At 66.5% G+C, this 26,760-nt stretch carries 21 protein-coding genes; 15 read left to right on the top strand and 6 right to left on the bottom strand.

What is annotated here, in order from left to right; translation table 11 throughout:
- Positions 1–47 precede the first annotated feature (47 nt).
- From Q0L25_RS18935 to Q0L25_RS18925, 3 genes are read right to left on the bottom strand one after another with little or no spacing between them, the layout of a single operon-like run.
- Positions 48–1,535: an FGGY family carbohydrate kinase gene (locus tag Q0L25_RS18935; protein WP_296616994.1), complete on the bottom strand. Its 1,488-nt coding sequence runs from the start codon at positions 1,533–1,535 to the stop codon at positions 48–50.
- Entirely contained in the window at positions 1,535–2,491 is a 957-nt protein-coding gene (locus Q0L25_RS18930) for a transketolase C-terminal domain-containing protein (protein ID WP_296616993.1), read from the bottom strand. The genes Q0L25_RS18935 and Q0L25_RS18930 overlap by 1 nt, the downstream gene beginning before the upstream one ends.
- Entirely contained in the window at positions 2,488–3,276 is a 789-nt protein-coding gene (locus Q0L25_RS18925; protein WP_296616991.1) for a transketolase, read from the bottom strand. The genes Q0L25_RS18930 and Q0L25_RS18925 overlap by 4 nt, the downstream gene beginning before the upstream one ends.
- 314 nt (positions 3,277–3,590) lie before the next feature.
- Between Q0L25_RS18925 and Q0L25_RS18920 the strand changes: the two genes are divergently transcribed.
- The 15 genes from Q0L25_RS18920 (at position 3,591) to Q0L25_RS18850 (ending at position 22,257) form a co-directional block, all read left to right on the top strand.
- Positions 3,591–4,376 carry a DeoR/GlpR family DNA-binding transcription regulator gene (locus tag Q0L25_RS18920; protein ID WP_296616989.1) on the top strand — a complete coding sequence of 262 codons (786 nt, stop codon included), beginning with the start codon at positions 3,591–3,593 and terminating at the stop codon, positions 4,374–4,376.
- Between the two features lie 54 nt (positions 4,377–4,430).
- Positions 4,431–5,411, top strand: a complete 981-nt coding sequence (locus tag Q0L25_RS18915) for a TIM barrel protein (RefSeq protein ID WP_296616987.1) — start codon at positions 4,431–4,433, stop codon at positions 5,409–5,411.
- A gap of 38 nt (positions 5,412–5,449) precedes the next feature.
- Positions 5,450–6,589: an FMN-dependent L-lactate dehydrogenase LldD gene (gene lldD / locus Q0L25_RS18910; RefSeq protein ID WP_296616985.1), complete on the top strand. Its 1,140-nt coding sequence runs from the start codon at positions 5,450–5,452 to the stop codon at positions 6,587–6,589.
- Between the two features lie 11 nt (positions 6,590–6,600).
- Entirely contained in the window at positions 6,601–7,365 is a 765-nt protein-coding gene (locus Q0L25_RS18905) for an SDR family NAD(P)-dependent oxidoreductase (protein ID WP_296616983.1), read from the top strand.
- An 11-nt stretch (positions 7,366–7,376) separates the two neighbouring features.
- The gene (locus Q0L25_RS18900; protein ID WP_296616981.1) at positions 7,377–8,870 is read left to right on the top strand and encodes an FAD-linked oxidase C-terminal domain-containing protein; all 1,494 of its coding nucleotides are present in this window, start codon (positions 7,377–7,379) and stop codon (positions 8,868–8,870) included.
- On the top strand, positions 8,870–10,009 hold the full coding sequence (gene glcE, locus Q0L25_RS18895; protein WP_296616979.1) for a glycolate oxidase subunit GlcE: 1,140 nt from the start codon (positions 8,870–8,872) through the stop codon (positions 10,007–10,009). The genes Q0L25_RS18900 and glcE overlap by 1 nt, the downstream gene beginning before the upstream one ends.
- The gene (glcF, locus tag Q0L25_RS18890) at positions 10,009–11,316 is read left to right on the top strand and encodes a glycolate oxidase subunit GlcF (RefSeq protein ID WP_296616977.1); all 1,308 of its coding nucleotides are present in this window, start codon (positions 10,009–10,011) and stop codon (positions 11,314–11,316) included. Before glcE ends, glcF begins: the two co-directional genes overlap by 1 nt.
- 70 nt (positions 11,317–11,386) lie before the next feature.
- Positions 11,387–12,574: an L-rhamnonate dehydratase gene (gene rhmD, locus Q0L25_RS18885; RefSeq protein ID WP_296616975.1), complete on the top strand. Its 1,188-nt coding sequence runs from the start codon at positions 11,387–11,389 to the stop codon at positions 12,572–12,574.
- Between the two features lie 9 nt (positions 12,575–12,583).
- Complete coding sequence (locus tag Q0L25_RS18880; protein WP_296616972.1) at positions 12,584–13,441, top strand: fumarylacetoacetate hydrolase family protein; 858 nt, start codon at positions 12,584–12,586, stop codon at positions 13,439–13,441.
- Positions 13,438–14,187 carry an SDR family NAD(P)-dependent oxidoreductase gene (locus Q0L25_RS18875; protein WP_296617800.1) on the top strand — a complete coding sequence of 250 codons (750 nt, stop codon included), beginning with the start codon at positions 13,438–13,440 and terminating at the stop codon, positions 14,185–14,187. The genes Q0L25_RS18880 and Q0L25_RS18875 overlap by 4 nt, the downstream gene beginning before the upstream one ends.
- Before the next feature lies 1 nt (position 14,188).
- On the top strand, positions 14,189–15,094 hold the full coding sequence (locus Q0L25_RS18870; RefSeq protein WP_296616970.1) for an amidohydrolase: 906 nt from the start codon (positions 14,189–14,191) through the stop codon (positions 15,092–15,094).
- Positions 15,095–15,096: 2 nt separating this feature from the next.
- Positions 15,097–18,216, top strand: coding sequence for an alpha-L-rhamnosidase (locus Q0L25_RS18865; RefSeq protein WP_296616969.1), 3,120 nt, complete (start codon positions 15,097–15,099; stop codon positions 18,214–18,216).
- A 20-nt stretch (positions 18,217–18,236) separates the two neighbouring features.
- Positions 18,237–18,905: an aspartate/glutamate racemase family protein gene (locus tag Q0L25_RS18860; protein ID WP_296616966.1), complete on the top strand. Its 669-nt coding sequence runs from the start codon at positions 18,237–18,239 to the stop codon at positions 18,903–18,905.
- Positions 18,902–20,167 carry an MFS transporter gene (locus Q0L25_RS18855; protein WP_296616964.1) on the top strand — a complete coding sequence of 422 codons (1,266 nt, stop codon included), beginning with the start codon at positions 18,902–18,904 and terminating at the stop codon, positions 20,165–20,167. The genes Q0L25_RS18860 and Q0L25_RS18855 overlap by 4 nt, the downstream gene beginning before the upstream one ends.
- Positions 20,164–22,257 (top strand): beta-galactosidase, encoded by a 2,094-nt coding sequence (locus Q0L25_RS18850; RefSeq protein ID WP_296616963.1) that lies wholly within the window; start codon positions 20,164–20,166, stop codon positions 22,255–22,257. The genes Q0L25_RS18855 and Q0L25_RS18850 overlap by 4 nt, the downstream gene beginning before the upstream one ends.
- 159 nt (positions 22,258–22,416) lie before the next feature.
- Here Q0L25_RS18850 and Q0L25_RS18845 read toward each other — a convergent pair whose 3' ends face one another.
- From Q0L25_RS18845 to Q0L25_RS18835, 3 genes are read right to left on the bottom strand one after another with little or no spacing between them, the layout of a single operon-like run.
- A complete protein-coding gene (locus Q0L25_RS18845) occupies positions 22,417–23,691 on the bottom strand; it encodes a four-carbon acid sugar kinase family protein (RefSeq protein WP_296616961.1) in 1,275 nt (424 codons plus the stop codon).
- Entirely contained in the window at positions 23,688–24,956 is a 1,269-nt protein-coding gene (locus Q0L25_RS18840; protein ID WP_296616959.1) for a ribulose-bisphosphate carboxylase large subunit family protein, read from the bottom strand. The genes Q0L25_RS18845 and Q0L25_RS18840 overlap by 4 nt, the downstream gene beginning before the upstream one ends.
- Positions 24,956–26,755, bottom strand: a complete 1,800-nt coding sequence (locus Q0L25_RS18835; RefSeq protein ID WP_296616957.1) for a beta-L-arabinofuranosidase domain-containing protein — start codon at positions 26,753–26,755, stop codon at positions 24,956–24,958. Before Q0L25_RS18835 ends, Q0L25_RS18840 begins: the two co-directional genes overlap by 1 nt.
- Positions 26,756–26,760: the final 5 nt, after the last annotated feature.

Here is a 26,760-nt window from a genome sequence, read left to right as displayed (position 1 = left end):
TCCGTGTTTTTCGCAATCACACCAGCTTCCCGGATCTCCGCCCGGCGTTACGTCTCGCTCGATCCGGCCGCGCGCACCGCGCCGGCTACCGCCGCACGCCAGCGAGCAAGCAGCCGATCGCGCTGCTCCGCCGGCATCACCGGATCGAAAAATTCCTTTTGCTCCTGGTTACTTGCCGGCAATGTCACGCCGATCCCGTGCGCCGCCAGCCGCGCCACGCCGAGCGCGCTCGCTTCGGGAATGGCGGATCGGACGATGCGCCGGCCCGTCACATCGGCGAGCATTTGCATCAGCAGCGCGTTGCGCGCGGCGCCGCCGTCGATCGACAATTCGGCCACCGGAGCGCCGAGATCGGCATCGAGCGCGGCCACCACATCTCCGATCTGGAGCGCGATCGCTTCCAACGTCGCGCGGGCGATATGCGCCGGTTGCGTCGCCAACGAGAGACCGGTGATCGTGCCGCGGGCATCGCTGCACCAATGCGGCGCGCCGAGGCCGGCCAGCGCAGGCACGAACACGACGCCGCCGCTATCCTCCACGCTCCCGGCCAGCGCCGTCAGCGCCGCCTCGTCGGGCAGGCCGAGCATCGTCGTGGCGAAAGCCGCGGCGTGCCCCGAGACCAGGATATTGCCCTCGAGCGCATATTGAACGCGGTCGCCGCGGCTCCACGCGATCGTGCTCGACAGGCCTTGCGCCGAGTGCAACCGCTCCCCGGTCGCCGCCATCAGCGAACTGCCGGTGCCGATCGTCACCTTGACCCGTTGCGTCCCGTCGGCGCTGTGCTCGAACAGCGCGGCATGGCTGTCGCCCATCACCGCCAGGATCGGCGTGCCGTCGGCGAGTGCGGTCAATCCCGGAGCGACGGCGCCGAACCGGCTGTCGGACGGCATCACTTTGGGCAGCAAGCCGAGCGGAACGCCGAACAGGCGGACCAGTTCGGCATCCCATTCGAGCGTGCCGATGTTGAAGAGTTGCGTGCGCGAGGCGTTGCTATGGTCGGTCGCATGCACCGCGCCACCGGTCAGATTCCACAACAGCCAGCTGTCGACCGTCCCGCAACGGAGTTCGCCGCGCTCCGCCCGCTCCCGCGCATCGGGGATCGTGTCGAGCAGCCAGGCGATCTTGGCGGCAGGGAACAGCGGATCGATCCCCAGCCCGCTGCGCGCGACGATCTCCGCTTCATGCCCGGCAGCGCGCAAGGCGGCGCAGCGATTGGCCGAGCGCCGGCATTGCCAGATGATCGCGGGGCCGACCGGCCGGCCGGTTTCGGCGTCCCACAGCACGATCGTCTCGCGCTGGTTGGAGATCGCGACGGCGGCGATGATCGACGGCTCCACCGCGGCGGCCAGTTCCGCGATCAGCGCCGCGACGCCTTCCCAAATGTCCGAGGCCGATTGCTCGGCCCAGCCCGATTGCGGATAATCGACGCGCATCGCCCGCGACCGCGACAGGCGCACCGAACCGTCAGGCGCGACAAGCAGCGCCTTGGTGTTGGTCGTGCCCTGGTCGATCGCGAGGATGAGCCGGTCGTCCATCAGCTTTTCCCGGCGACCAGTTCTTGCGCGGCCGCGGCGATGCCGGCGGCGTTGAGCCCGGCATGCTCCATCAGCCAGCTCGCCGATCCGGTCGGCGCGAACCCCTGGAAGCCCAGCATCCGCATCGGCACCGGCCGATGCTGCGCACAATATTCGGCGACCGCGCCGCCTAGTCCGCCGCGCGCCAGCCCCTCTTCCGCGGTGACGATCGCGCCGGTCGCGGCGGCGGCGGCAACGGCGTCGGTATCGAGCGGCGAGACGGTCGCCATGTTGATCACGCGTGCGGCGATCCCCTGTCCGGCCAACGTGTCGGCCGCATCGAGCGCGCGATGGACCAACGTGCCGCTGGCGATGATCGCGACGTCGCCGCCGTCGCGCAGCAATTCCGATTTGCCGATCGAAAACGCCGCACTCTCCGGCCGATCGATCGCCGGCACCGGCATGCGGCTGATACGGATGAACACCGGGCCGTCATGCGCGGCGGCGGCCTTGATCGCTTCCGCGGTTTCCCACGGATCGGACGGCACGATCACCGTCAATTTGTCGATCGCCCGCAGCCAGGCGACGTCCTCGATGCTGTGATGCGTCGCGCCGAGCTCGCCATAGGCGACGCCGCTCGAAATGCCGCACAGCTTCACATTGGCCTGGCTATAGGCGCAGTCGACTTTGATCTGCTCCATTGCGCGCGCGGTCAGGAAGCAGGCAGCGCCACTGACGAACGGCACCTTGCCGCCATTGGCCAGGCCGGCGCCGACACCGACCATATTCTGTTCGGCGATACCGACATTGACCAGGCGGGCCGGAAAGCGCTCGCGGAACTTGCCGAGCTTGGACGAGCCGACCGAATCGTTGCACACGGCGACGATACGATCGTCGGCGGCAGCAAGCTCCTCCAGCGCCGCAACATAAGCGTCGCGGCAGTCGAACATGCCGGGAAGGTTGGCCGGGGCGTTCACGCGCTCTTCTCCGCTTCGAGTTCGGCGATCGCCTGGGCAAGCTGGTCCGCACTGGGGACGCCATGATGCCAGCCGGCCTGGTCGCGCATGTAGCTGACGCCGTTGCCCTTGAACGTATTGGCGATCAGCACGCGCGGCGTGTCGCGCGGCTGCGCGGCGTCGTCGAACGCCTTGAGCAAAGCGCCGACGTCATGTCCGTCGACCTCTACCACGTCCCAGCCGAACGCGCGCCATTTGTCGGCGAGCGGCTCGAGCGCGTTGGTGTCTTCGGTGCGTGCGCCCTGTTGCAAGCGGTTGCGGTCGACGATCACGGTGAGGTTGCCGAGCTTGCGGTGGCCGGCGAACATCGCCGCTTCCCACATGCTGCCTTCCTGCAACTCGCCGTCGCCGGTCAGCACGAACACGCGATATCCGGCGCCGTCGATCTGCCCCGCCACCGCGACGCCGACGCCGACCGGAAACCCATGGCCGAGCGGGCCGGTATTGGTTTCCACACCCGGTAGATAGACGCGATTGGGATGGCCGTTGAGCCGCGATTCGGGCTTGAGATAGGTGTCGAGCTCCGCTTCGGGGAAGAATCCCGCTCCCGCCAGCGCGGTATAGAGCGCGCCGGTGCAATGGCCCTTGGACAGGATGAAGCGGTCGCGATCGGGCGCGGCCGGGTTGCCGGGATCGACGCGCAGGATATCGAAATAGAGGCTGGCGACGATGTCGCTCGCCGAGAGGTCGCCGCCGGGATGGCCCTGGCCGGCATCGACGATCATCTTGAGCAGCCGCTGACGCATCCAATTGGCACGCCCACGGACGTGCGCCGCGCGTTCTTCCAGCGTATGAGCGTTCGCATCGGAAGACCGAAGCGCCTGATGATCCATTGGTTACCTCTCCTGCGAAGGGCTATAAGTGTGATTATATCCAAACACAAGCCATTTGCTTACGTTTGCTTTCGTTTTCTCCGCCAAAAGGCGAAGAGATTGACAAAAAGCAAAAACTCGACCTATCGAACTCGAAACTGGAAGCGAGCCAGCAGAGGATCATGGAGAGCCATGCCGATAGGGCAGCGTCGGCAGCCCTGCCCGACGGAAGCAACGGAGACCGGCCGGTGAGCGGGGGGTCGCGGTCGCGGCTGCTCGGCGAAGCTCGGCGCGCCAGGATCCTCGCATGGCTGCAGGAAGAAGGCAGCGCGCGCGTGCGCACGCTCGCGGAAGCCTTCGAGGTGTCCGAAGTGACGATGCGCCAGGATCTCGAGAAGCTGGAGACCGATGGCCATATCGTGCGCGAGCATGGCGGCGCCTTCCTCAAGTCGGTGACGCAGCAGGTGCGCTCGATGGCGCTCCAGCATCTCGATAATATGGACGCCAAACGCCGCATCGGCCGCGCCGCCGCGGCGCTGGCGAACGACGGCGAGACGATCATCCTCGATTCCGGATCGACCACGACCGAGGTGGCAGCGCAGTTGATCGGCAAGCGCGACATGACGGTGATCACCAACGCGCTCAACATCGCGCTGATGCTCGGGGCCGAACCCGGGTTCGAGGTCCATATGACCGGCGGCCATTTCAAGGCCCCTACCCTGTCGCTGTCGGGCGAGCGGTCGGCCGATTATTTCCGCGGGCTGTTCGTCCAGAAACTGTTCCTGGCAACCGCCGCGATCGATCTCGAAGCCGGCCTGACCTATCCGGCGATGTCCGACATCGCGGTGAAGCGGGCGATGATCGACGCCGCGCAGACGGTCATCCTCGTCGCCGATTCGAGCAAGATCGGACAGCGCTCGTTCACGTCGCTGGGCGGACTGGAACTGGTCCGCACATTGGTGACCGACGACGCGATCCGCGACGAGGATCGCGCAGCAATCGAAAACATCGGCGTGGAAGTGATCGTCGCCTGAGCTTTCGGGCGCGTAATTTTCGTAAATTTTCGAAACAATGGGTGAGGATCGAACGTGAGCAAGCAACGGTACGGCGCCGGGATCTGGCATTTCGCAACCTATGTCGACCGCTATGCGACCGATGGCTACGGGCCGTCGCGCTCGCTGATCGAGATGATCGATCTCGCCGGCCAGGTCGACGATCTCTCGGTGGTCGACATCAACTATCCCTTCCCCGGCGGCGAAACCTCGTTCGACAAGGTCGAGGAAGCGCTCAAGCGCAACAACCTGTCGGTGATCGGCATCACCCCGGAAATCTACACCCGCCAATTCGCCAAGGGCGCCTTTACCAATCCCGATCCGGGCATACGCAAGCTGGCCAACGAGATGGTCAACGACGCCGCCAACGTCGTGCGCCGTTTCGGCGCCGATTATGTCAAGCTCTGGCCCGGCCAGGACGGCTGGGACTATCCGTTCCAGGTCGACCACAAGACGCTGTGGCGGCACAGTATCGACGGCATCGGCGAGCTTGCGTCGCAGAATCCGGACCTCAAGTTCGTGATCGAATACAAGCCGCGCGAGCCGCGCGTGCATATGAGCTATGACAGCGTCGCCCGCACCCTGCTCGGGATCGAGAAGATGGGCGTGCCCAATGTCGGCATCCTGCTCGATTTCGGCCATTCGCTTTACGGTGGCGAAAGTCCGGCCGACGCCGCGCAACTGGCGATCGATCACGGCCGGCTGTTCGGCATGGACGTGAACGACAATTTCCGCAGCTGGGACGACGACCTGATCGCCGGGTCGGTCCACCCGATCGAGCTGTTCGAATTCTTCTACACGCTGCGCAAGAACAAATGGGAAGGCGTGTGGCAGCTCGACCAATTCCCGTTCCGCGAGGATTGCGTTGCCGTCGCCAATACGGCGATCGACTTCCTTAAGGTCGTCGAACGCGCCCTCGACAAGCTCGATTTCGCGGCGATGCAGAAGGCACAGGACGAGCATGATGCGGTGACCGCGCTCAAGCTTGCGCGCGAGGCGCTGTTCACGTCTTATTGAGGGGTGACGGCGCCGCGCATCGCCGCTAGGGAAATAATATGATTATTTCTTCGGCTAGTGATTTTCGAGAAGCGGCGCGGCGGCGCTTGCCGCGCTTCCTGTTCGATTATGCCGATGGCGGCGCCTATGCCGAGGTAACTCTGCGCCGCAACGTCGAGGATCTGGCCGGCATCGCGCTGCGCCAGCGCGTGCTCAAGGACGTCGCGACGATCGACCTGAGCACCAGCCTGTTCGGGCGGCAGCTCGGCCTGCCGGTCGCCTTGGGGCCGGTCGGGATCAGCGGCATGTATGCCCGGCGTGGCGAGATCCAGGCCGCGCGTGCCGCCCGTTCCGCGGGCATCCCCGCGTGTCTCTCGACCGTGTCGATCTGCTCGATCGAGGAAGTCGCGCGGGTCGCCGATCCATTCTGGTTCCAGCTCTACGTGATCCGCGACCGCGCCTTCATGAAGGACCTGATCGCGCGGGCAAAGGCAGCCGGCGCGAGCGCGATGGTGTTCACCGTCGACATGCCGGTGCCCGGCGCGCGCTATCGCGATGCGCATTCGGGCATGTCGGGACCCAACGCACCGCTGCGCCGCGTACTGCAGGCGATGGGCAAGCCGGCCTGGTCGTGGGACGTGGGCTTGCGCGGCCGGCCGCATACGCTCGGCAATCTGCTGCCTGTGCTCGGCAAGGATAGCGGGCTCAACGACTATATGGGCTGGCTCGGCACCAATTTCGATCCGTCGATCCAGTGGCGCGACCTCGACTGGATCCGCGCCGAATGGGACGGGCCGCTGATCATCAAGGGCATCCTCGACCCCGAGGATGCCCGCGAAGCGGCGGCGATCGGCGCAAATGGCATCGTCGTGTCCAATCATGGCGGACGCCAGCTTGACGGCGTGCTGTCGAGCGCGCGCGCGCTTCCCGCGATCGCCGATGCGGTCGGTGACGCGCTGACCGTGCTGGCCGATGGCGGCGTGCGCAACGGGCTCGACGTGGTGCGGATGCTGGCGCTGGGTGCGAAGGGCGTGCTGCTCGGGCGCGCCTGGGTCTACGCGCTGGCGGCGCAAGGCGAGGCCGGCGTTGCCAAATTGCTGGAACTGATCGCCAAGGAAATGACGGTCGCGATGACCCTGACCGGCGTCAACCGGATCGACGCGATCGACCGGTCGATCCTGGCCGAGCCGATCACATAACGAGGAAACAGATGAAGCTTCTGGAAGGCAAGACGGTGCTGGTCACCGGCGGATCGACCGGCATCGGCCGCGCCGCGGCGATCGGTGCCGCGCAGCATGGCGCGAACGTCGCGATCAATTATGTGTCGAGCGACGACAAGGCGCATTCGTGCATCGCCGAGATCGAGGCGCTCGGCCGGCGCGGTATCGCGATCAAGGGCGACGTCGCCTTGCCGGAGACCGCGACCGATTTCGTCGCGCGCGCGGTGGCCGAATTGGGCCGCGTCGACGTGATGGTGTCGAATGCCGGAATCTGCCCGTTCCACGCCTTTCTCGACATGCCGGTCGAGACGGTCGAGCGCACCTTCCGCGTCAATCTGCACGGCGCCTATTTCATGGTCCAGGCCGCCGCCAACCAGATGGTCAAGCAGGGCGATGGCGGCGCGATCGTCGCGGTGTCGTCGATCTCGGCTCTGGTCGGCGGAGAGTTCCAGACGCATTACACTCCGACCAAGGCCGGCGTGCATTCGCTGATGCAGTCCGCCGCCATCGCGCTCGGCAAGCACGGTATCCGCTGCAATTCGGTGCTGCCCGGCACGATCCTGACCGAGATCAACAAGGACGATCTCGCCGACGCGGAAAAGCGCAAATATATGGAAGCGCGCACCCCGCTCGGCCGGCTCGGCATGCCCGAGGATCTCGCCGGTCCGATCGTCTTCCTGGCGTCCGACATGGCGGCCTATGTCACCGGCGCGGCGTTGCTCGTCGATGGCGGCATGTTCGTGAACCTGCAATAACATCGGCCACCATGTCGATCACAATGCCCGCCCCCGACGAAACGGTGCTCGCGCGCCGCGGGGAGATCGTCGCCGCGATGCGCGCGATCGTGCCGGGCGAAGGCGTGATCGACACTCCCGACGGATTGCGTCCCTACGAATCCGACGCGCTGACCGCCTATCGCCAGCCGCCGATGGTCGTGGTGCTGCCCGAGACGACCGAACAGGTCGCAGCGATCCTGCGCTGGTGCCATGCCAATCGCGTCAAGGTGGTGCCGCGTGGCGCGGGCACATCGCTGTCGGGCGGCGCGCTGCCGCTGGCGGACGGCGTGCTGTTGGGCATGGCGCGGTTCAACCGCATCCTCGAGGTCGATTATGCCGACCGGGTCGCGGTAGTGCAGCCCGGCGTCACCAACCTCGCCATCACACGCGCGGTCGAGGACGAGGGTTTCTATTACGCGCCCGATCCGTCGAGCCAGATCGCCTGCACGATCGGCGGCAACGTCGCCGAGAATTCGGGCGGCGTGCATTGCCTGAAATACGGGCTCACCACCAACAATGTGCTCGGCGTCGAATTCGTCACGATCGAGGGCGAAGTGCTGCGGGTCGGCGGGCGTGGGCTGGAGCCGGCGGGGCTCGATCTGCTCGGGCTGATCGTCGGGTCGGAAGGGCTGCTTGGCGTCGTCACCGAAGTGACGGTGCGCATCCTGCCCCGGCCCGAAACGGCGCGCGCGCTGCTGATCGGTTTCCCCGAGGTCGAGGGCGCCGGGCGCTGCGTCGCCGACGTGATCGCCGCCGGCATCATTCCTGCGGGCATGGAAATGATGGACAAGCCCGCGGTCCATGCCGCCGAGGCATTCGTCCAGGTCGGCTATCCGCTCGACGTCGAGGCATTGCTGATCGTCGAGCTCGACGGCCCCGCCGCCGAATGCAGCCATTTGCTCGAGGAGGTCGAGACGATCGCGCGGGCCAATGGCGCGGTGTCGATCCGCATCTCGACCGACGACGCCGAACGCGTCGCCTTCTGGGCGGGGCGCAAGGCCGCCTTCCCGGCCGCAGGCCGGCTCGCGCCCGATTACCTCTGCATGGACGGGACGATCCCGCGCCGCCGCCTGCCCGACGTGCTGACGCGGATGCGCGCGCTGTCCGAACAATATGGCCTGGGGGTGATCAATGTCTTCCATGCCGGCGACGGCAATCTCCATCCGCTGATCCTCTACGACGCCAACAAGCCCGGCGAGCTCGAACAGGCCGAGGCGTTCGGCGCCGACATATTGAGATTGTGCGTCGAGGTCGGCGGCGTGCTGACCGGCGAGCACGGCGTCGGGGTCGAGAAACGCGACCTGATGCCGGTAATGTTCTCGCCCGTGGATCTCGCCCAGCAGCAGCGCGTCAAATGCGCGTTCGATCCCGACCTGCTGCTCAATCCCGGAAAGATGTTCCCAGAGCTGCATCGCTGCGCCGAGCTCGGCCGGATGCACGTGCATCGCGGCGCCCTGCCCTTTCCCGATCTGCCACGCTTCTGATGATGGCCGACGCGATCCGTCCCGACAGCGCCGATGCGCTCGCCGCGATCATCGCCGATGCGGCAAGCGACGGCACGCGGTTGCGGCTGCGCGGCGGCGGCAGCAAGGACGCGATCGGCGCGCCGACGCCCGATGCGCGGATCGTCGACATGCGCGGCTTTTCGGGCGTGGTCGATTACGACCCGCCGGAACTGGTGCTGACGGTCAAGGCGGGGACGCCGCTCGCCGAAATCCAGGCTTTGGTCGCCGACAAGGGCCAGATGCTGGCGTTCGACCCTTTCGATCACGGCGCGATGCTCGGCGGCGCCGATGGCGAGGCGACGATCGGCGGCATCGTCGCGGCGGGCGTGGCGGGACCGACCCGCGTCAGCCGCGGGGCTGCGCGCGACCATCTGCTCGGCTTCGTCGGCGTATCGGGACGCGGCGAACGCTTCGTCTCGGGTGCGAAAGTCGTCAAGAACGTCACCGGCTACGACCTCTCGAAGCTGGTCACGGGGAGCTGGGGCCGGCTCGTCGCGATCACCGAAGTGACGCTGAAGGTGCTGCCGGCGCCGCGCCTGCAGGTCACGCTCGGCGTCGCCGGACTGGATCCTGCCGCCGCGATCTCGGTGATGGCCCGCGCTATGGGATCGGCCGCCGAGGTGTCCGCGGCGGCGCATCTGCAGGACTGGAACGGCGCCCCGCTCACCGCGATCCGGCTCGACGGTTTCCCCAGCTCGGTCGAAGCGCGCGCTGCGATAGTGACGACACTGATCGACGGCGTCGCGCCGGTCGCCGATGCGGAAGCTGCGCGCCTCTGGCCCGCGATCACGACCGCCGCACCCTTGCCCACGGACGTGCCGCTGTGGCGCATCGTTGCCCCCGCCGCCCGGATGCCGGACGTGATCGCCGGGGTCGGCGGCAGGTGGCTGCTCGACTGGGCCGGTGGCCTGCTCTGGCTGGCGAGCGCGGACGACCCGCAGGCGATCCGCACGGCCGCGGCCCAGATGGGCGGGCACGCCATGCTCGTGCGCGCCGACGCCGAAACCCGCGCCGTCGTGCCGGCGCTGCATCCGCAACCTAAAGCGCTCGCAACGCTGGAAGAGCGGGTGCGCCGCGCCTTCGATCCGGCGGGTGTGTTCGAGACTGGACGCTTCTAGTGCAGACTCACTTCTCCCCCGCGCAATTGGCCGATCCGGCGATGGCGTCGTCCGAAGGCGTGATCCGCAAATGCGTCCATTGCGGCTTCTGCACCGCGACCTGTCCGACCTATGTCCTGCTCGGCGACGAACTCGATAGCCCGCGCGGGCGGATCTACATGATCAAGGACATGCTCGAGAACGAACGCGCGCCGAGCGCCGAGGTCGTCAAGCATGTCGATCGCTGCCTGTCCTGCCTGTCGTGCATGACGACCTGCCCATCGGGCGTGAACTATATGCACTTGGTCGACCATGCCCGGGCCTATATCAACGAGCATTACGACCGCCCGTGGCACGAACAAATGCTGCGCAGCATTCTGGCTTGGGTGCTTCCCCATCCAGGTCGTTTCCGGACCGCCTTGCGGCTGGCGCGGATCGGTCGGCCAATGGCCCCGCTCTTCGCGAAGGTCGGCGCGCTGCGCCCTATCGCCGCCATGCTGGCGCTGGCGCCGAAAAATATCCCAGCTGCTCCGCCGAAGCCCGGTCCGACCGCCGGCACGCGCCCGCGCGTCGCCTTGCTGCAGGGATGCGCCGAGCTCGTGCTGCGCCCCGAATTCCGCGCCGCCGCCATCCGCCTGCTCGATCGTGCCGGCTATGACGTGGTGCTGGCCCCGGGCGAACAATGCTGCGGTGCCCTGGTGCATCATATGGGGCGCGAACATGCCAGCCTCGAGGCGGCGCGGCGCAATGTCGATGCCTGGACGCGCGAGATCGAGACGGGCGGCCTAGAGGCGATCATCGTCACCGCATCGGGCTGCGGCACGACGATCAAGGATTACGGCTTCATGCTGCGCCACGATCCGGCCTATGCCGAGAAAGCGGCGCGGGTCTCTGCCCTGGCGCGAGACATCAGCGAAGTGTTGATCGATGCCGGCCTGCCGCTGGGCGACGGCCGCGGCCTGACGGTCGCCTATCACGCCGCCTGCTCGCTGCAGCATGGGCAGAAAGTAACCGACGCGCCGAAGCGCTTGCTGGCCGGTGCCGGCTATATCGTGCGTACGCCGATCGAGGCGCATCTCTGCTGCGGGTCGGCGGGCACTTACAATATCCTCCAGCCCGAGATCGCCGGCCAGCTCGGAGATCGCAAGGCGGCCAATCTGGCGCGATTGGAAGCCGATGTCATTGCCACCGGCAATATCGGCTGCGCGATGCAGCTCGCGCCGCGGCTCGGCATTCCCGTCGTCCATACGATCGAGCTGCTCGACTGGGCCACCGGCGGCCCCGTTCCGCCGCAACTTGCAGGGCGCGACACCCCCAAGGACGGTTGACTTCAATAGTCATATTATACAATCAGGCGCGAAGCGATGCCGCTCAAGACGTCGCGGGGGAAGGATTCGGATGGGCCTGTCGAAGATCAAGCATGTTCGCGCGTTCACCGTCAGGGGCGGTGGCGCCGATTATCACGACCAGGGCGACGGCCATTGGATCGACGACCATATTTCGACGCCGATGGCGCGCTATCCCGAATATCGCCAGTCGCGGCAAAGCTTCGGCATCAACGTGCTCGGCACCCTGCTGGTCGAACTCGAGGCCGATGACGGCACGATCGGCTTCGCGGTGACGACCGGCGGCGAGCCCGCCGCATTCATCGTCGAGAAGCACCTGTCGCGCTTCCTGGTCGGCCGCAGCCCGGCCGATTACGAGATTATCTGGGACCAGATGTACTTCGCGACCCAATATTACGGACGCAAGGGTCTGGTGGTGAACGCCATTTCGGGCGTCGACCTCGCGCTCTGGGATCTGCTCGGCAAGCTGCGCGGCGAGCCGGTCTATCACATGCTGGGCGGCGCGGTGCGCGACGAGCTGCAATTCTACGCGACCGGTTCGCGGCCGGATGTCGCGAAGCAATTGGGCTTTATCGGCGGCAAGCTGCCGCTCCATCACGGCCCGGCCGAAGGGCTCGAAGGGATGGAGAAGAACATCGCCTTGCTCGCCGATATGCGCAGCAAGTGCGGCGACGACTTCTGGCTGATGTACGATTGCTGGATGAGCCTCGACCTCGATTATGCGACCCGGCTCGCGCAGCGCGCCTGGCACGAATGCGGGCTCAAATGGATCGAGGAGGCGCTCAGCCCCGACGATTATTGGGGCTATGCCCAGTTGAAGAAGAACGCCCCCAGGGGCCTGCTCGTCACCACCGGCGAGCATGAGGCGACGCGCTGGGGCTTCCGCATGCTGATGGACATGGAATGCTGTGACATCATCCAGCCCGATGTCGGATGGTGCGGCGGCGTCACCGAGCTGATCAAGATCGCCAATTATGCCGACAGCCGGGGCGTTCTGATGGTGCCGCATGGATCGTCGGTCTATTCCTATCACTTCGTCATCACGCGCCACAATTCGCCGTTCGCCGAGTTCCTGATGATGCACCCGGGGCCGACCGAGGTGGTGCCGATGTTCGCGCCGCAATTGCTCGGCGAGCCGGTGCCGGTGAACGGCCGCATCCGTGCGAGCGAACTCGACAAACCGGGTTTTGGCGTGGAGCTCAATCGCGATATCGCGCTGCACCGTCCCTATTCAAACTGAGGAATAACCATGAAGCTCTGCCGTTATGGTGCCATGGGCGCCGAGAAGCCCGGTCTGATCGACGCGGACGGTCGCATTCGCGACCTGTCCGGCCATGTCGCGGACATCGGTCCGGCCGAGCTGGGTAAGGACGCATTGGCCAAGCTGGCGGCGATCGACCCCGCCTCACTGCCGCTGGTCGAAGGTGAGGTACGCTATGGCGCCTGCGTGACTGGCACGCGTCAGTTCATCGCGATCGGCACCAACTTCGCCGATCACGCGGCGGAATCGAACCTGCCGGTGCCCGAAGAACCGGTCGTGTTCCAGAAGTGGGTGAGCTGCATCCAGGGGCCGAACGATCCCGTCACCATTCCAAAGGATTCCAAGAAGACCGATTGGGAAGTGGAGCTGGGCGTCGTGATCGGCACTGCCGCTTCCTATGTCGATGAGGCGAACGCGCTCGACCATGTCGCGGGCTATTGCGTGGTCAACGACGTGTCCGAACGCCACTGGCAGATCGAGCGCGGCCTGACCTGGGACAAGGGCAAGGGTTTCCCGACCTTTGGCCCGATCGGCCCGTGGATGGTCACCGCGGATGAGGTCGGCGATCCGCAGAACCTGGCCATGTGGCTGTCGGTCAACGGCAAGAAGATGCAGAATGGCAGCAGCAAGACGATGATCTTCACCGTCGCGCAGATCGTGGCCTATTGCTCGCAATTCATGACCTTGCTGCCGGGTGACGTGATCACCACCGGGACGCCGCCGGGCGTCGGTCTCGGCCAGAAGCCCGAGCCCTGGTATCTGAAGGCGGGCGACGTGGTCGAACTCGGCATCGAGAAACTGGGCGAGCAGCGCCAGCAATTCGTCGCGTGGGACGCCGCGAAGTGAGCGTCTATGCGGGCCGCTTCGCCGGGCGCGCGGCGATCGTCACCGGCGGCGCATCGGGCCTCGGCAAGGCCGTCGCCAAGCGTATCGTCGAGGAAGGCGGCACGGTAGCACTCTGGGACCTCAATCCCGAGACCCTGACTGCGGCAAAGCAGGAAGTCGGCGCGACCGACACGCAGGCGCTCGACGTGTCCGATCCCGTCGCGGTCGAAGCGGCGGCCAAGGCCAGCGCCGCCGCGCTCGGCAAGGTCGACGTGCTTGTCTGCTCGGCCGGAATCACCGGCGCGACCGTTCCCGTGCACGAATTCCCGATCGACAGCTGGCAGCGCGTGATCGACATCAATCTGAACGGCCTGTTCTATTGCAACCGGGCGGTGGTGCCGCTGATGCTGGCCAATGGTTATGGCCGCATCGTCAACATCGCATCGGTCGCCGGCAAGGAAGGCAATCCCAATGCCAGCGCCTATTCGGCGTCGAAGGCGGGCGTGATCGGCTTCACCAAGAGCCTGGGCAAGGAACTCGCCGAGAAAGGCGTGATCGCCAACGCGCTGACCCCGGCGACGTTCGAGAGTCCGATCCTCGCGCAGCTGCCGCAGAGCCAGGTCGATTACATGCGCTCGAAAATCCCGATGGGCCGGCTGGGCGAGGTGAGCGAATCCGCCGCGATGGTCTGCTTCATGGCCAGCGAGGAATGCAGCTTCACCACGGCATCGACCTTCGACACGTCGGGCGGCCGCACGACCTTCTGACATGACCGAGCGGCTGCCCTTCGTCGACGCACACGTCCATCTGTGGGACTTGTCCCATATCCGCTATCCGTGGCTGACGCCGCCCTTTGCGGAGGACGGTCCGAACGGCAGCGTCGAGCCGATCGCCAGGGATTATGGGCTCGACGATTATCTGAGCGATGCGCGCGGCTGGGACGTTCGCGGCATCGTTCATATCGACGCGGGCGCCGACCCGGCGGACGCGTTGAAGGAAACCGACTGGCTGCAGGCGATGGCCGACGCGCGCGCTATGCCGAACGCGATCGTCGCTTTCGCCGCGTTGGACGACCCGAAGGTCGAGGCGCTGCTTGCCGCGCATGCCGAGCGGCGGTCGGTGCGGGGCATCCGCCACATCGTCAACTGGCACCCCGATCCCGTGCGTACCTATACGCCGCGCGACGTGACCGGCGACGAAGCCTGGAAAGCGGGCTTCGCGCTGCTCGGCAAGCACGGGTTGAGCTTCGATCTGCAGGCCTATCCCGGTCAGTTTCCCGGCCTCGCGCCATTGCTCGAGCGCCATCCCGAGGTGCCGGTCATGGTCAACCATGCCGGCATGATGGTCGGCGAGGTCGGCCGGGAAGAGTGGCGCGCGGGAATGCGGGCGCTCGCCGCGATCCCGCATGTGTCGGTCAAGATTTCGGGCATCGGCTTCGCCTTCCGCCCGTGGACGATCGAGCAGATGCGCGCCTATGTGCTCGAGACGATCGAGCTGTTCGGCACCGATCGCGCGATGTTCGCCAGCGATTTTCCGACCGACAAATTGTTCGGTGGGTTCGATCAGCATCTCGACGCCTATAACGCCGTGGTCGCCGATTTCAGCGACGACGAGCGCCGTGCCTTGTTCGCAGGCAACGCCAATCGGCTTTACCGCCTCGGCCTGACGCTCTGACCATGCGCGTCGTCGACCTGCGCACCGAATATACGCGTGACCTGCTCGGCACGGATGTCGAGCGTCCGCGCCTGTCGTGGCGGATCGAGAGCGACCGGGCGGGCACGCGTCAGGCGCGTTATCGCGTCCGTGCCGCGGCAACTGCCGAGGCGCTCGATAGCGGCGCATTGCTGTGGGACAGTGGCGAGGTCGCGGGCGATGCGACGTTCGACGTGGCATATGGCGGCCCTGCCCTCACCCCGATGCAGCGCGTCTGGTGGTCGGTCGAAGCGACGGACGATATCGGCACCAGCGCCCGCTCGGCGCCCGCTTGGTTCGAAACCGGACTGACCGCGCCCGATTCCTGGCACGCCGACTGGATCGAGGCCGAGGATGCCGATGCCGCCGCCGACCGAGCCGCGGGACTCGCCTGGGTGTGGAGCGAGACGGCGCTCGACGAGCGTCCGCACGCTTTCCGCATCGATTTCCACGCCCCCGAAGATCTGATCTTCGCCGAGGTTTTGCTGGCGGGCAAGGATCATTTGCGCGGCGTGTGGATCAACGGCGCGGCCTCGCCGCTCGACCGCCATTTCGACTGGGACACCTACCTTCCCTTCTGGGGCACGCTGGCGCCCTATGCGGGCGAGATACGCCCGGGCCGCAACAGCGTCTGCGCCCTGGTCGAGGCAGACACGACCGGCTTCTTTCCGGTCGATGGCGGTGCCTTCGCCGCGCTGATCCGGCTCCATCGCGCCGATGGCAGCATCGAGCGCCTGGTCAGCGGGCCGGCGTGGAAAGTACGGCCCAGTCCGCCGGCCGACTGGACGTCACTCCAAGCCGATACTGCGGATTGGGGCCCCGCTCGACCAAGCGGCGCCAACGTCCATAACGATCCGCGTCCGTCCGAACCGGCAATGCTGCTGCGCACCGAGTTCGACACGCGCGGGCCGGTCGTTGCCGCGCGACTATATGCCACCGCGCTGGGCGCCTATGACGCGCGGATCAACGGCCGGAAAGTATCGGATGCGCTGCTTGCACCCGAGATGACGGTCGCCCGCGATCATATCCTGTACCAGACATATGACGTGACCGACCTGATCGCGCCGGGCGTCAATGCCCTCGCCGCGACGGTCGGCGATGGCTGGTACGCAAGTCCGTTCGGCTGGCGGATCGAGCGCTATGGGTTCGGTCCCGCGCCGCGCCGGCTGCGCGCGCAACTGCGCCTCGATTATGCCGATGGTACGAGCGATTGGGTGACGACCGGCCCGGGATGGAAGATCGCCCCCTCGCCTATCCTCAAGTCGGAAATCTATGACGGCGAGAGCTATGATGCTCGGCTGGAACAGGCCGGTTGGGACGAACCCGGCTTCGATGCCGGGAATTGGCTAGACGTTACGGTCGGGAAAACGCCCGACACGCGCCTGGTCGCACAGACTTCTCCCGCGCTGAAGGCCGTCGCTACCCGCACCGCGGTCGCGATAAGCGAGCCACTTCCTGGTCGCTACATCTTCGATTTCGGCCAGAATTTCTCCGGCTGGGTGCGTATCCGCGCGGCCGGTGCTGCCGGCACCACGATCACCGCCAAATTCGCCGAATTGCTCAATCCCGACGGCACCGCCGACCTGTCCAACCTTCGCCTCGCCAAGGCGACCGACAGCTTCACGCTCGCGGGGTCGGGCGAGGAAGTGTTCGAGCCGCATTTCACCTATCACGGCTTTCGCTATGTCGAGGTCGCCGGCTATCCCGGTGTGCCGACGGCGGACGATATCTTGGGAATCGTCGTTCACAGCGCGTGCCGCGAAACCGGCACGATGACCTTCGCCGACGCGCCGCTGCTCCAGACGATCTGGCAGAATGCGCTGTGGAGCCAGCGCTCCAATTTCTTCTCGGTGCCGACCGATTGCCCGCAGCGCGACGAGCGGATGGGCTGGATGGGCGACATCCAGGTGTTTCTCGACGCCGCCGCGTTCAACATGGAGGTCGATCCCTTCATCCGCCGCTTCCTGCTCGAGGCGCGCGCGGCGCAGCGGCCCGACGGCGCTTATCCGATCGTCGTGCCGCAGCCGCTGTCCTTCCCCGACGTGGTGACGGCCGGCTGGAGCGAGGCGGGCATCATCCTGCCGTGGCAGCTTTGGCAGCGATACGGCGACACCGCGGTGATCGACGAGAATTGGGACGCGATGCAGGCCTGGATGGACTTCGTCGCGCGCAACAATCCCGATCATATCTGGCGCAACGACCGCGGGCTCGACCTTGGCGACTGGCTGTCGGTCGACGCGATCGAGCCCGACGACGAGACGACGCCGCGCATATTGTGCGCCACGGCCTATTGGGCCTGGTCGGCGGCGCTGATGGCCGAAATGGCGGAAGCGACCGGCCGCGCCGCCGAGGCCCAGCATTATCGGGCGCTGCGCGAGCGGATCGGGGAAGCCTTTGCCGCCGAATTCGTCGCCGCCGATGGCACGGCCGGCAATGGCAGCCAGGCCAGCCAGGTGCTCGCCTTGTTCATGGATCTGGTGCCCATCGACCGCCGCGACGCTGCCGCCGATGTGCTGGCGGCGGATATCCATCGGCGAGGCATGAAGCTGTCGACCGGCTTTCTCGGGACGCCGTATATCCTCGATGTGCTGGCCGATCGCGGCCGGCTCGAGGAAGTCGCCGGGCTGCTGCTCCAGACCGGCTATCCGAGCTGGGGCTATATGCCGAGCAAGGGCGCGACCACGATGTGGGAGCGATGGAATGGCGACACCGGCGACCTGTCGATGAACAGCTACAACCATTATGCCTTCGGTGCGATCGTCGGCTTCTTCTACCGCCGCCTCGCCGGCATCGCGCCTGCCGCGCCGGGTTTCCGCCGGATCGCCGCCCGCCCGCTATGGCTGCCGCAGATCGGCCGCGTCTCGGCGCGCTACGTCTCGCTGGTCGGTCCGATCGAGACGAGCACCGAAGGCGATGCCGAGCGGCTGACCCGGTTCACTCTGTCGATCCCGGCCAACACGGTCGCGGAGGTCGAACTGCCCGCGGGCGAATGGCGCGACAGCGGCCAGACGCTCGACGCCCACCCAGCCATCCGCGCGCTCACCAATGACGGCGAAACGATCCGCTTCGAGGTCGGCGCCGGACGCTACGATTTCACGACATAAGCTCTCGAGAGGACATATCCGTGGCCACGCTTGGACTCATTCACAATTCGCCGATGCTGGCAGCCGTGTTCAACGAGATCGCCGCGCGGGTAATGCCCGACGTCCGGCTGCTCCATTTCGTCGATGAGAGCACGATCAAGAACACGATCGCCGCGGGTCATTTGCAGAAATCGACCATGCGCCAGGTCATCCGGCTGGTCGGATCGTCGTTCGACGCCGGATGCGATGTCGCGCTGGTGACCTGTTCGTCGATCGGGCGCGCGGTCGATATGGCCGCCGAACTCTACGACCAGCCGGTCCTGCGCGTCGACCGCGCGATGGCGGAAAAGGCGGTCGCCACCGGCAACAGGATCGGGGTAGTCGCGACGCTGTCGACCACGCTCGAACCGACCGCGGAGCTGGTCCGCCGCGTCGCCGACGAACAGGGCAAGCAGATCGAGATCGTCGAACATCTCTGCCAGGGCGCGTTCGATGCGGTGATGGCGGGTGACGGTGCGACTCACGATCGCATCGTCGGCGAAGGGCTGACCGAAGGGATGAAGGGCGTCGACGCGATCGTGCTCGCCCAGGCATCGATGGCGCGTGTCGTCGCCAGCCTGCCCGAAGGCGCGGTGTCGGCACCGGTCTATTCGAGCCCCGAGCTCGGCATGCTGCATGCACGCGACGTGCTGGCCGGACTCGGCCGGTGAAAAAGCGCTATGCGGTCGTCGGGTTGCTCGCGCTCCTGTCGATCATCACCTTCATCGACCGCATGGCGATCGCGGTCACCGGGACGTCGATCCAGAAGGATCTCGGCATCGGGCCCGAGCAATGGGGCTGGATCCTCGGGGCCTATGTCATCGCTTACGCGGTGTTCGAAATCCCTTCGGGAGCGATGGGCGACGCGCATGGCTATCGCCGGGAGCTGACGCGGATTACGATCTGGTGGTCGGTGTTCACTGCGGCGACCGCGGTATGCCGCAATTTCTGGCAATTGTTCGCCGCGCGTTTCCTGTTCGGGCTCGGCGCGGCGGGCGCCTATCCCAATATGTCAGGCGTGCTCTATCGCTGGCTGCCGGCGCGCGAGCGGGCGCGTGGCCAGGGCGTGATCTGGGCGGCGAGCCGCTTCGGCGGCGCGCTCGCGCCTTTGTTGCTGGTGCCGCTCGACCGCCATTTCGGATGGCAAGCGGTATTCGTCGTCCTGGGTGCGGTCGGCCTGTGCTGGGCGGTCGCCTGGCGCGCCTGGTTTCGCGATCGCCCCGCCGAACAGCCCGGCATCACCGCCGAGGAAGTCGCGGAGATCGGCAGCGACGATGGCGCCGGGCATAAGGGCACACCCTGGCGACGCCTGCTCTCGCTGCCGCAGCTCTGGCTGATCGCGCTCGCCTATTTCTTCTATGCCTTCGGCAGCTGGTTCTTCTTCGGCTGGTTTCCGACCTGGATGGTCAAGGGCGCGCATTTCAGCGAAGCGGAGATGGGCGTGTACGGCGCCATCCCGTTCCTGCTCGGGGTGGTCGGCAATCTCGCCGGCGGCGTGCTTTGCGACCGGCTGGCGACGCGGATCGGCATTCGCCGTGCCTATCGCGCGATCGCCGGCATCTGCCTGACGCTGACCGCTGTGCTGCTGGTGGCGATGAGCCTGGCGACGTCCAAGCTCGCGGTTCTGCTGCTGTCGGGTACCGCCTTCATGGTGATGGACCTGATGCTGCCCTCGGCCTGGGCGATGTGCATGGCGATCGGCGGCCGGCATGGCGGCACCGCCAGCGGCGTGATGAACACGGCGGGCAATATCGGCGGCTTCGTCTGCGCTGTCGCGTTCGGCCATGTCGTCGCGGCAACCGGCAATTACGCGCTGCCGTTGCAGGGCGTCGCCGTCATGGTGCTGATCGCAGCCGGTATCTTCACCTTGATCGATTGCACCAAGGGATTCGATCGCAAGGTCGCGCCCCAAGCCGATGCGATCGCGGCATGACGATGGTGCGCAAGCTCGGTCTATCGCTCGGTCTGGCGGCGATGCTCGCCACGATCCCCACCCCTTTCGCATTTGCCCGTCCGCAACCGGCCGCCGCGCCGGTACCGGTGGCGAACGAGCGACTGTGGCTCGGATCGGCCTGGTATCCCGAGCAATGGCCGGAAAGCGCGTGGCCCGAGGATCTCCGGCTGATGAAGGCGAGCGGCGCCAATGTCGTCCGGATCGGCGAATATGCCTGGAGCCGGATGGAGCCGAGCGAGGGCCAATATGATTTCGGCTGGCTGGTCCGCGCCGTCCGGCTCGCCGCCAAATATGACATCAAGGTCGTGGTCGGCACGCCGACCGATACGCCGCCCGCCTGGCTGACCGGGAAATATCCCGACACGCTGCAAGTCGACGGGACGGGCAAGAGGCTGGGCCATGGCGGACGCCGGCAATTCTCGATTTCGTCGCAGCGGTACCGCGCACTCGCCCGCGACATCGTCACGCGGATGGCGCAGGCGCTCAAGGACGAGCCCAATGTCATCGGCTGGCAGATCGGCAACGAGCCGACCGACGAAAGCTACGATCCCGAGGCGCGCACCGCCTGGATCGCCTGGCTCAAGACGCGTTACGGCACGCTCGACACGCTCAACGACGCGTGGACCACGGCTTACTGGTCGCAGACCTATACGGCCTGGGATCAGGTGCCGTTCAACAGCGACAAGGGCAATCCGGGCTGGATGCTCGAGCTCAAGCGCTTCATCACCGCGCAATGGGGCGAGTTCCACCGCAACCAACGCGACGCGATCCGCGCGGTGGTCGGGCCGAAGCCGTTCATCACCGTCAATCTGGGCGGGCTGGGATGGGCCGATCGCTTCGACCGTTATGCGATCAACCGCGACCTCGATCTCGCCTCGTGGGACGATTATGTCGGGACCGGGCATCTCAAGCCCTATCGCAACGGCGCGACGCATGACCTGGTCCGCGGCTGGAAACGACGCAATTTCTGGGTGATGGAAACGCAGCCCGGCTTCGTGAACTGGGCGCCGGTCAGCAACATCCTCTATCCGGGCGAAACGCGGGCGATGGCCTGGCAGGCGGTCGGGCATGGCGCGGACGCAGTGCTCTATTGGCAGTGGCGCAATGCGTTGAACGGCCAGGAGACGATGCACGGATCGGTGGTCGGGCCCGACGGCAAGCCGCTGCCGGTCTATCCCGAGATCCAGGCACTGGGCCGCGAATTCGCCAAGGCCTCTCCTGTGCTGGCCGGCACCAGCCCGGTATCGCCTGTCGCCTTGCTGCAGGATTATCCGAGCCGCTGGGCGATCGACTTCCAGCTGCATCACCGCGATTACGACCAGATCGAGGTGCTGCTCGATTATTATCGCCCGCTGAAGGACGCGCTGGGCGCGGTCGACATCGTCGAGGCCGCCACGGCGCCACTCGACGGCTACAAACTGGTCGTCGCGCCGAGCCTGAACGTGATTACCGACGCCATGGCGAAGCGGCTGGCCGATTACGTGCGCGGCGGCGGTCACCTGATCCTGGGACCGAGATCGGGGATGAAGGACGAATTCAACCGCCTCGACCCGCAGCGTCAGCCGGGCCCGCTCGCCGCATTGCTGGGCGGCCGAGTCGAGCAATTCTATGCGCTCGACGACAAGGTCGCGGTCGGCGACGGAACCGCCTCGATCTGGGCCGAGCAATTGACGCCGACGGCACCGGACACGCGGGTGCTGCTGACGTACGGCAAGGCCAATGGCTGGCTCGACGGCAAGGCGGCGGCGATCACCCGCAAGGTCGGCAAGGGCAGCATCAGCTATGTCGGCGCGCTGATCGACGACCATGTGATGGACGAGCTGATCGGTAGCGCGATGCGCGATGCCGGCGTGGTGCGCGACTTCGCGGTGCCGGCCGATGTCGAGCTGATGACGCGTCAGGGCCAGGGCCGGTCGATCGTCATCCTGATCAATCATGGGCGCGAGAGCCGGACGGTGACACTGCCCGAAGCGATGACGGATGTGCTGGCAGGCGGTCCGGTGCGGTCGGTTACGTTGGAGACGCAGGGCGTTGCGGTTTTGTCTGGGGAAGTGCGCCCGAGACCGTAATTCCTCCCCGGCACGAGGAGGGGGACCAACACGCGCAGCGGCTTGGTGGAGGGGGCCCATCCTTCGGCCACCTCCTCGCCAGTTGCTCGTTAGTCGCAGGCCCCTCCACCACTCGCTTCGCGAGCGGTCCCCCTCCCCGTTCCGGGGAGGAATTGGCTCCTACCCGCCGCGCCGTACCGTCTCGAAGAACCCCTCGCCGCCCATCTGGCCGCCCTTGAGGACCAATTCCAACCCGTCGATTGCCGCATCCTGGGCATGCGCTCGTACCAGCGGCGCACCGCGTTCCATCGGCGCGGCCCAGGTCAGAGCATCGATGCCGAGTTGCGCGACGCCATGGCTCGACGTGTCCCCGCCAGCGAACAGGACACGGCGCAGACCGCCCTCGCGGATCGCCGCTCCCGCCACGCGGCCGAGCGCGGAACCGAGCCGATCGCCTGCCGCCGGGGCGACCGCGCCGAGCGGACCTTCCGCCGAATGGATCACCGCACGGCCGCCCTTGCCGAGTTCGCTGCCGGCCGCACGAACCAACCGCTCTTCTTCCGCGCTTTCTCCGCGCAGCAAGGCATCGACATCCGCCCGTATCGTCGCGAAGCCGTCCGCCGTGCCGCGCGCGATTTGCGCCGCCGTCACCGGCGAGCAGCTACCGCTCACGACGAGCAGCCGGTCGACTTCGGGGGCGCGAACCTGGTCCGGCTCGCCCTTGACGATCCCGACGGCGCGCCACGCCAGCACCAACGCCCGCGTGACGCCCGAACTGCCCACCGCGAATTTCACCTTGCGGCCGAGCAAGACCGCGCCCGTCGCGACGAGGTCCTCGACCGACAGCCCATCGAACAGAATGCCGGCGGCATCGCCCGCCTCCGCGAACGCGGCGTCGGCTTCGTCGGCATGGATACGATCGATCGGTACCAGCGCGATCCGCGCGTCGGTCTGCTCGCCGAGATGGCGGATCAGGTCCGCCTCGTGCATCGGCGTCACCGGGTGACGCGACATGGTCGGGTGGCGATCGATGCGGAACACCTCCGCGCCCGCCGCCGCGAAGAGATTGCCGAAAGCGACGTAGCGGCGAAGATGCGGCGCCCCGACGACGATCGCCGCCGGGCCGCCGAACGCGGCAACGCCGAGCTCCAGCGCGCGACCGATCGACCCGGTATGCGGGCTGGAATCGAACGTCGAGCATGTCTTGTAATGAACGATCGCGGCGTCGCCGAGGCTAGCGAAAGCGCGCGGCAGATTGTCGTCCGTCCAGTCGGGCGAACGGCTGCGGCTGTCGCCGGCGAGGCCGATCGCCCGGGCATCGGGAAAGCGCGCGCGCAACGCGGCATCGGGCTCGCGCAAGAACAGGACCGCCGGCACGCCGCCTTCGGCGCATTGCTCCAGCACGTCGGTCGATCCAGTGAAATCGTCGCCATAAAAGGCGTAGAGTGGCGTCACCCCCCGAAGGCCTCCAGCGCCGCCGCCAGTTCGGGCGCATCGCGCGCGGCGTCGGTCACCGGCACGCCGGCAACCGCCGCTTCCCATGCCTGGCGTAGCGCCCGTACACCCGCGGCTGGGCCGCCGGGATGCGCCATGATCCCGCCGCCCGCGGCGAACATGCAATCGACCGAGCCCAGCGCGGCGAAGGTCGGCGCGGCCTGTCTGGCCGACTGGCCCGACGAAAAGACCGGCATGATCTCGCACCCGGGGTGCGGCGGGTCGAACATCGGCGTCAGGCACTCGCGCGCCGAGGCGATCACGCTCTCGTTACTCTCGCAGAACTTGTTGTCGATGCCGTTGACATGGGTGTGGTCGATCCCGGCGAGGCGCCACAATTTCTGGAAGGCGATGTAGCTCATCCCGATCGCCGGCGAGCGGCCGAGCATCCCCCAGCCGTTGCGATGGCCGTGGATCGGCAGCTGGGAATGCGCGCGCAGCATTTTCATCGCCGGCAGCCCGATCGAATTCATGCTCGCCATCACGCAGGTGCCGCCCTCTGCGACGACATGGTCGTGGCGCGCGAGCATCTCGTCGATCTCGCCGGTCAGATTGGCGGCGTACATCACCTTCTTGCCGGTGCGCTGTGCATGGTCGTTGATCACGCGCATCACGGCCGAGATCCGGGCATCAAAGGGGCAATGCGGACCGTCGGCCTGGAGCTCGTCGTCCTTGATGAAGTCGATCCCGGCGTCGACCAGGGTGCGGACCTGTTCGGCGGTCGCTTCCGGCGAGAGGCCGACGCTCGGCTTGATGATCGTGCCGATGATCGGACGGTCGAACACGCCCGCCAGCCTACGCGTGCCGGCGACACCGAATTGCGGCCCCTGATAGCGGTCGAGAAATTCGGGCGGCAGCTTCAGGTCGATCAGCCGCAGCCCGGAAAACGCCTTGAGCTCGCTGAGATTGCCGTTGATCGTCGCCAATAGGTTGGGGAGCGAGAGCCCCATGTTCGACACCGGCCAGGACAAGGTCACGCGTGCGGCGCGGCGGGTGGCGTCGCCCGATTTGGGCAGACCCGACCCCGGCAGCGACGGCGCCGCGACCTCGCCCAGTTCGATCAGGTCCTCGACGCGCGCGGCATGCGCCTCGCGCAATTCGTCAGTCTCGCCGGGCACCCGGACGAACGTGCCGGTCGATTGCTCGCCGGCCATCGTTTCCGCCGCCTGCTGCAGCGGGAAAGCGGTTTCGATCCAGTAAGTTGCGGTGATCCGAGGTTCGGTCATCAGGCAGTCTTGAAGTAGGTGTTGTAGCGTTCGGTATCGACGTTGAAATACGGCACGAACACCAGGTCCCGACCGCCGACATGCGCACGATAGGACTGGTTCTGGCCAGGCATCGGCTCGAGCGCGGCCGGCAAGGCGATCGCCTGATCGCCGATCCCCGCCCAGGGATTGAGCCCGACATACATCACCGCGCCGCGCATGACCGCGGCCAGGTTCGGATTCTGGTCGTCGATCGGCAAGGTGCGCAGCGGCTGCGTTATGGTCAGCTCGACCACGTCGCCGGCCTTCCATGTACGGCTGACCGTGGCCAGGGTGCCGGGCGCGACCGGCTGCGGCGCGCCGTTGACGCGGAGCGACGCGTTCCTGGTCCAGGCGGGGATGCGCAACTTCAGCGCGAAGCGGCCATTGCCGGGCTTGCGCACGGTCAGGCGGATATGGTCGGTCGCCGGATAATCGGTTTCCTGCACCAGCTCGACCGCGCCGCCGGGGCGATCCCAACGGACTTCCGATCCGGCATACATGTTGACCATCAGGGCATTGTCGTCGTGGAAATAGAGGCCCTGGACATAGTCGGCGACGCCCTGGACCAACGTGCCCGAGCAGCACGGCCATTTCTTCTGATAATAGAGCTTCTCGGCGTCGCCGCCGTAATTCGAATAATAAGGATAATCGCCGTCGCTGTCGGGCAGCCGCGTCGCCAGCATCGTGTTGTAGAGCGTGCGCTCGAGCCCGTCGCCATAAACCGGCGCGCCGGTGAAACGCGTCAGATAGCGCGCGAGCTTCATGTCGGCGAAGCTGCCGCACGGCGTTTCGAAATGTGCCTTGGAGGTTTTGAGGCTGGCGGCGAGCTTGCCCTGATGGAGCGGTACGAACTGCTCCTCCGGCCCCCAGCCGCCGCTGGCGAAACGCTGCGGCTCCATGAACGTCCAGGCATTCTCCAGCGCCTTGCGGTATTTGGGATCGCCGAGATGGAGATAGGCCTGGCCGCCCGAGCTCAGCGCGATGGTGTGGCTATAGGCATGTTTGGTCGGCAGCACGTCCTGGCCGGCCGCGAGCGGATCGAACCATTCCTTGTTGAGCAGGTAATGCACCGCCATCGCGCGATATTTGTCGTCGCCGGTGATGTCCGCGACGTGGAACAGATTCTCCGGAAGGACATAGGTTTCGTCATAGGGCGGATCGACCTTGCCGATGCGATCGCGCGAGACCGGCGAGATGTACGGCATGCATTTGTCGATGATCATCGGCAGCAGGCTCTTGGCCTGCTCGACTCCGCTCAAGCGATAGGCATCGACCAACCCGACGACATATTTGTCCATGACATAGGCCGCCCACTGCTCCTGCGCCTTGGGTCCAGCATAGGGGTTCTTGGCGGCGATCATCGCCTTGCCGAAGCCGTCGACCAGGGCCGCGACCTTGGCATGGACCGCCTTGTCTCCCGTAGTCGCACCGATCCGCGCGAGCCCCGAGACATATTGGCCGAACGCGAGGCCGGGCACGAATCCGTCCGCGTCATACCAGCCGCCCATGTCGGGACCCGGCGCTGGCAAACCGGCATTCTGGCGGAAGACCTTGAGCAGACGGTCGTTGTCGAGAGCGAGATAATGCGCGGCGATATGGTCGTAATGCTGCTTGATCCGTCCGCCGGTCAGACGGACCGCGCCATAGGGGAATTCGCGCACCGCTTCCTTGCCGCGCAACACCGCCTGCTGCGCCGCGAGTGCCATCGGCGAGGCGGCGAGCGATCCAGCCGCCGCGGTCGCGCACGCCGCGCAATGAACGAAGTCGCGACGGGACATTTCGG

Origin of the sequence: Sphingomonas sp. (assembly GCF_024508665.1) — a bacterium.
Lineage (GTDB): Bacteria > Pseudomonadota > Alphaproteobacteria > Sphingomonadales > Sphingomonadaceae > Sphingomonas.
Note: the sequence above shows the minus strand (reverse complement) of the source record. Positions and strands in the feature narration are given on the sequence as shown.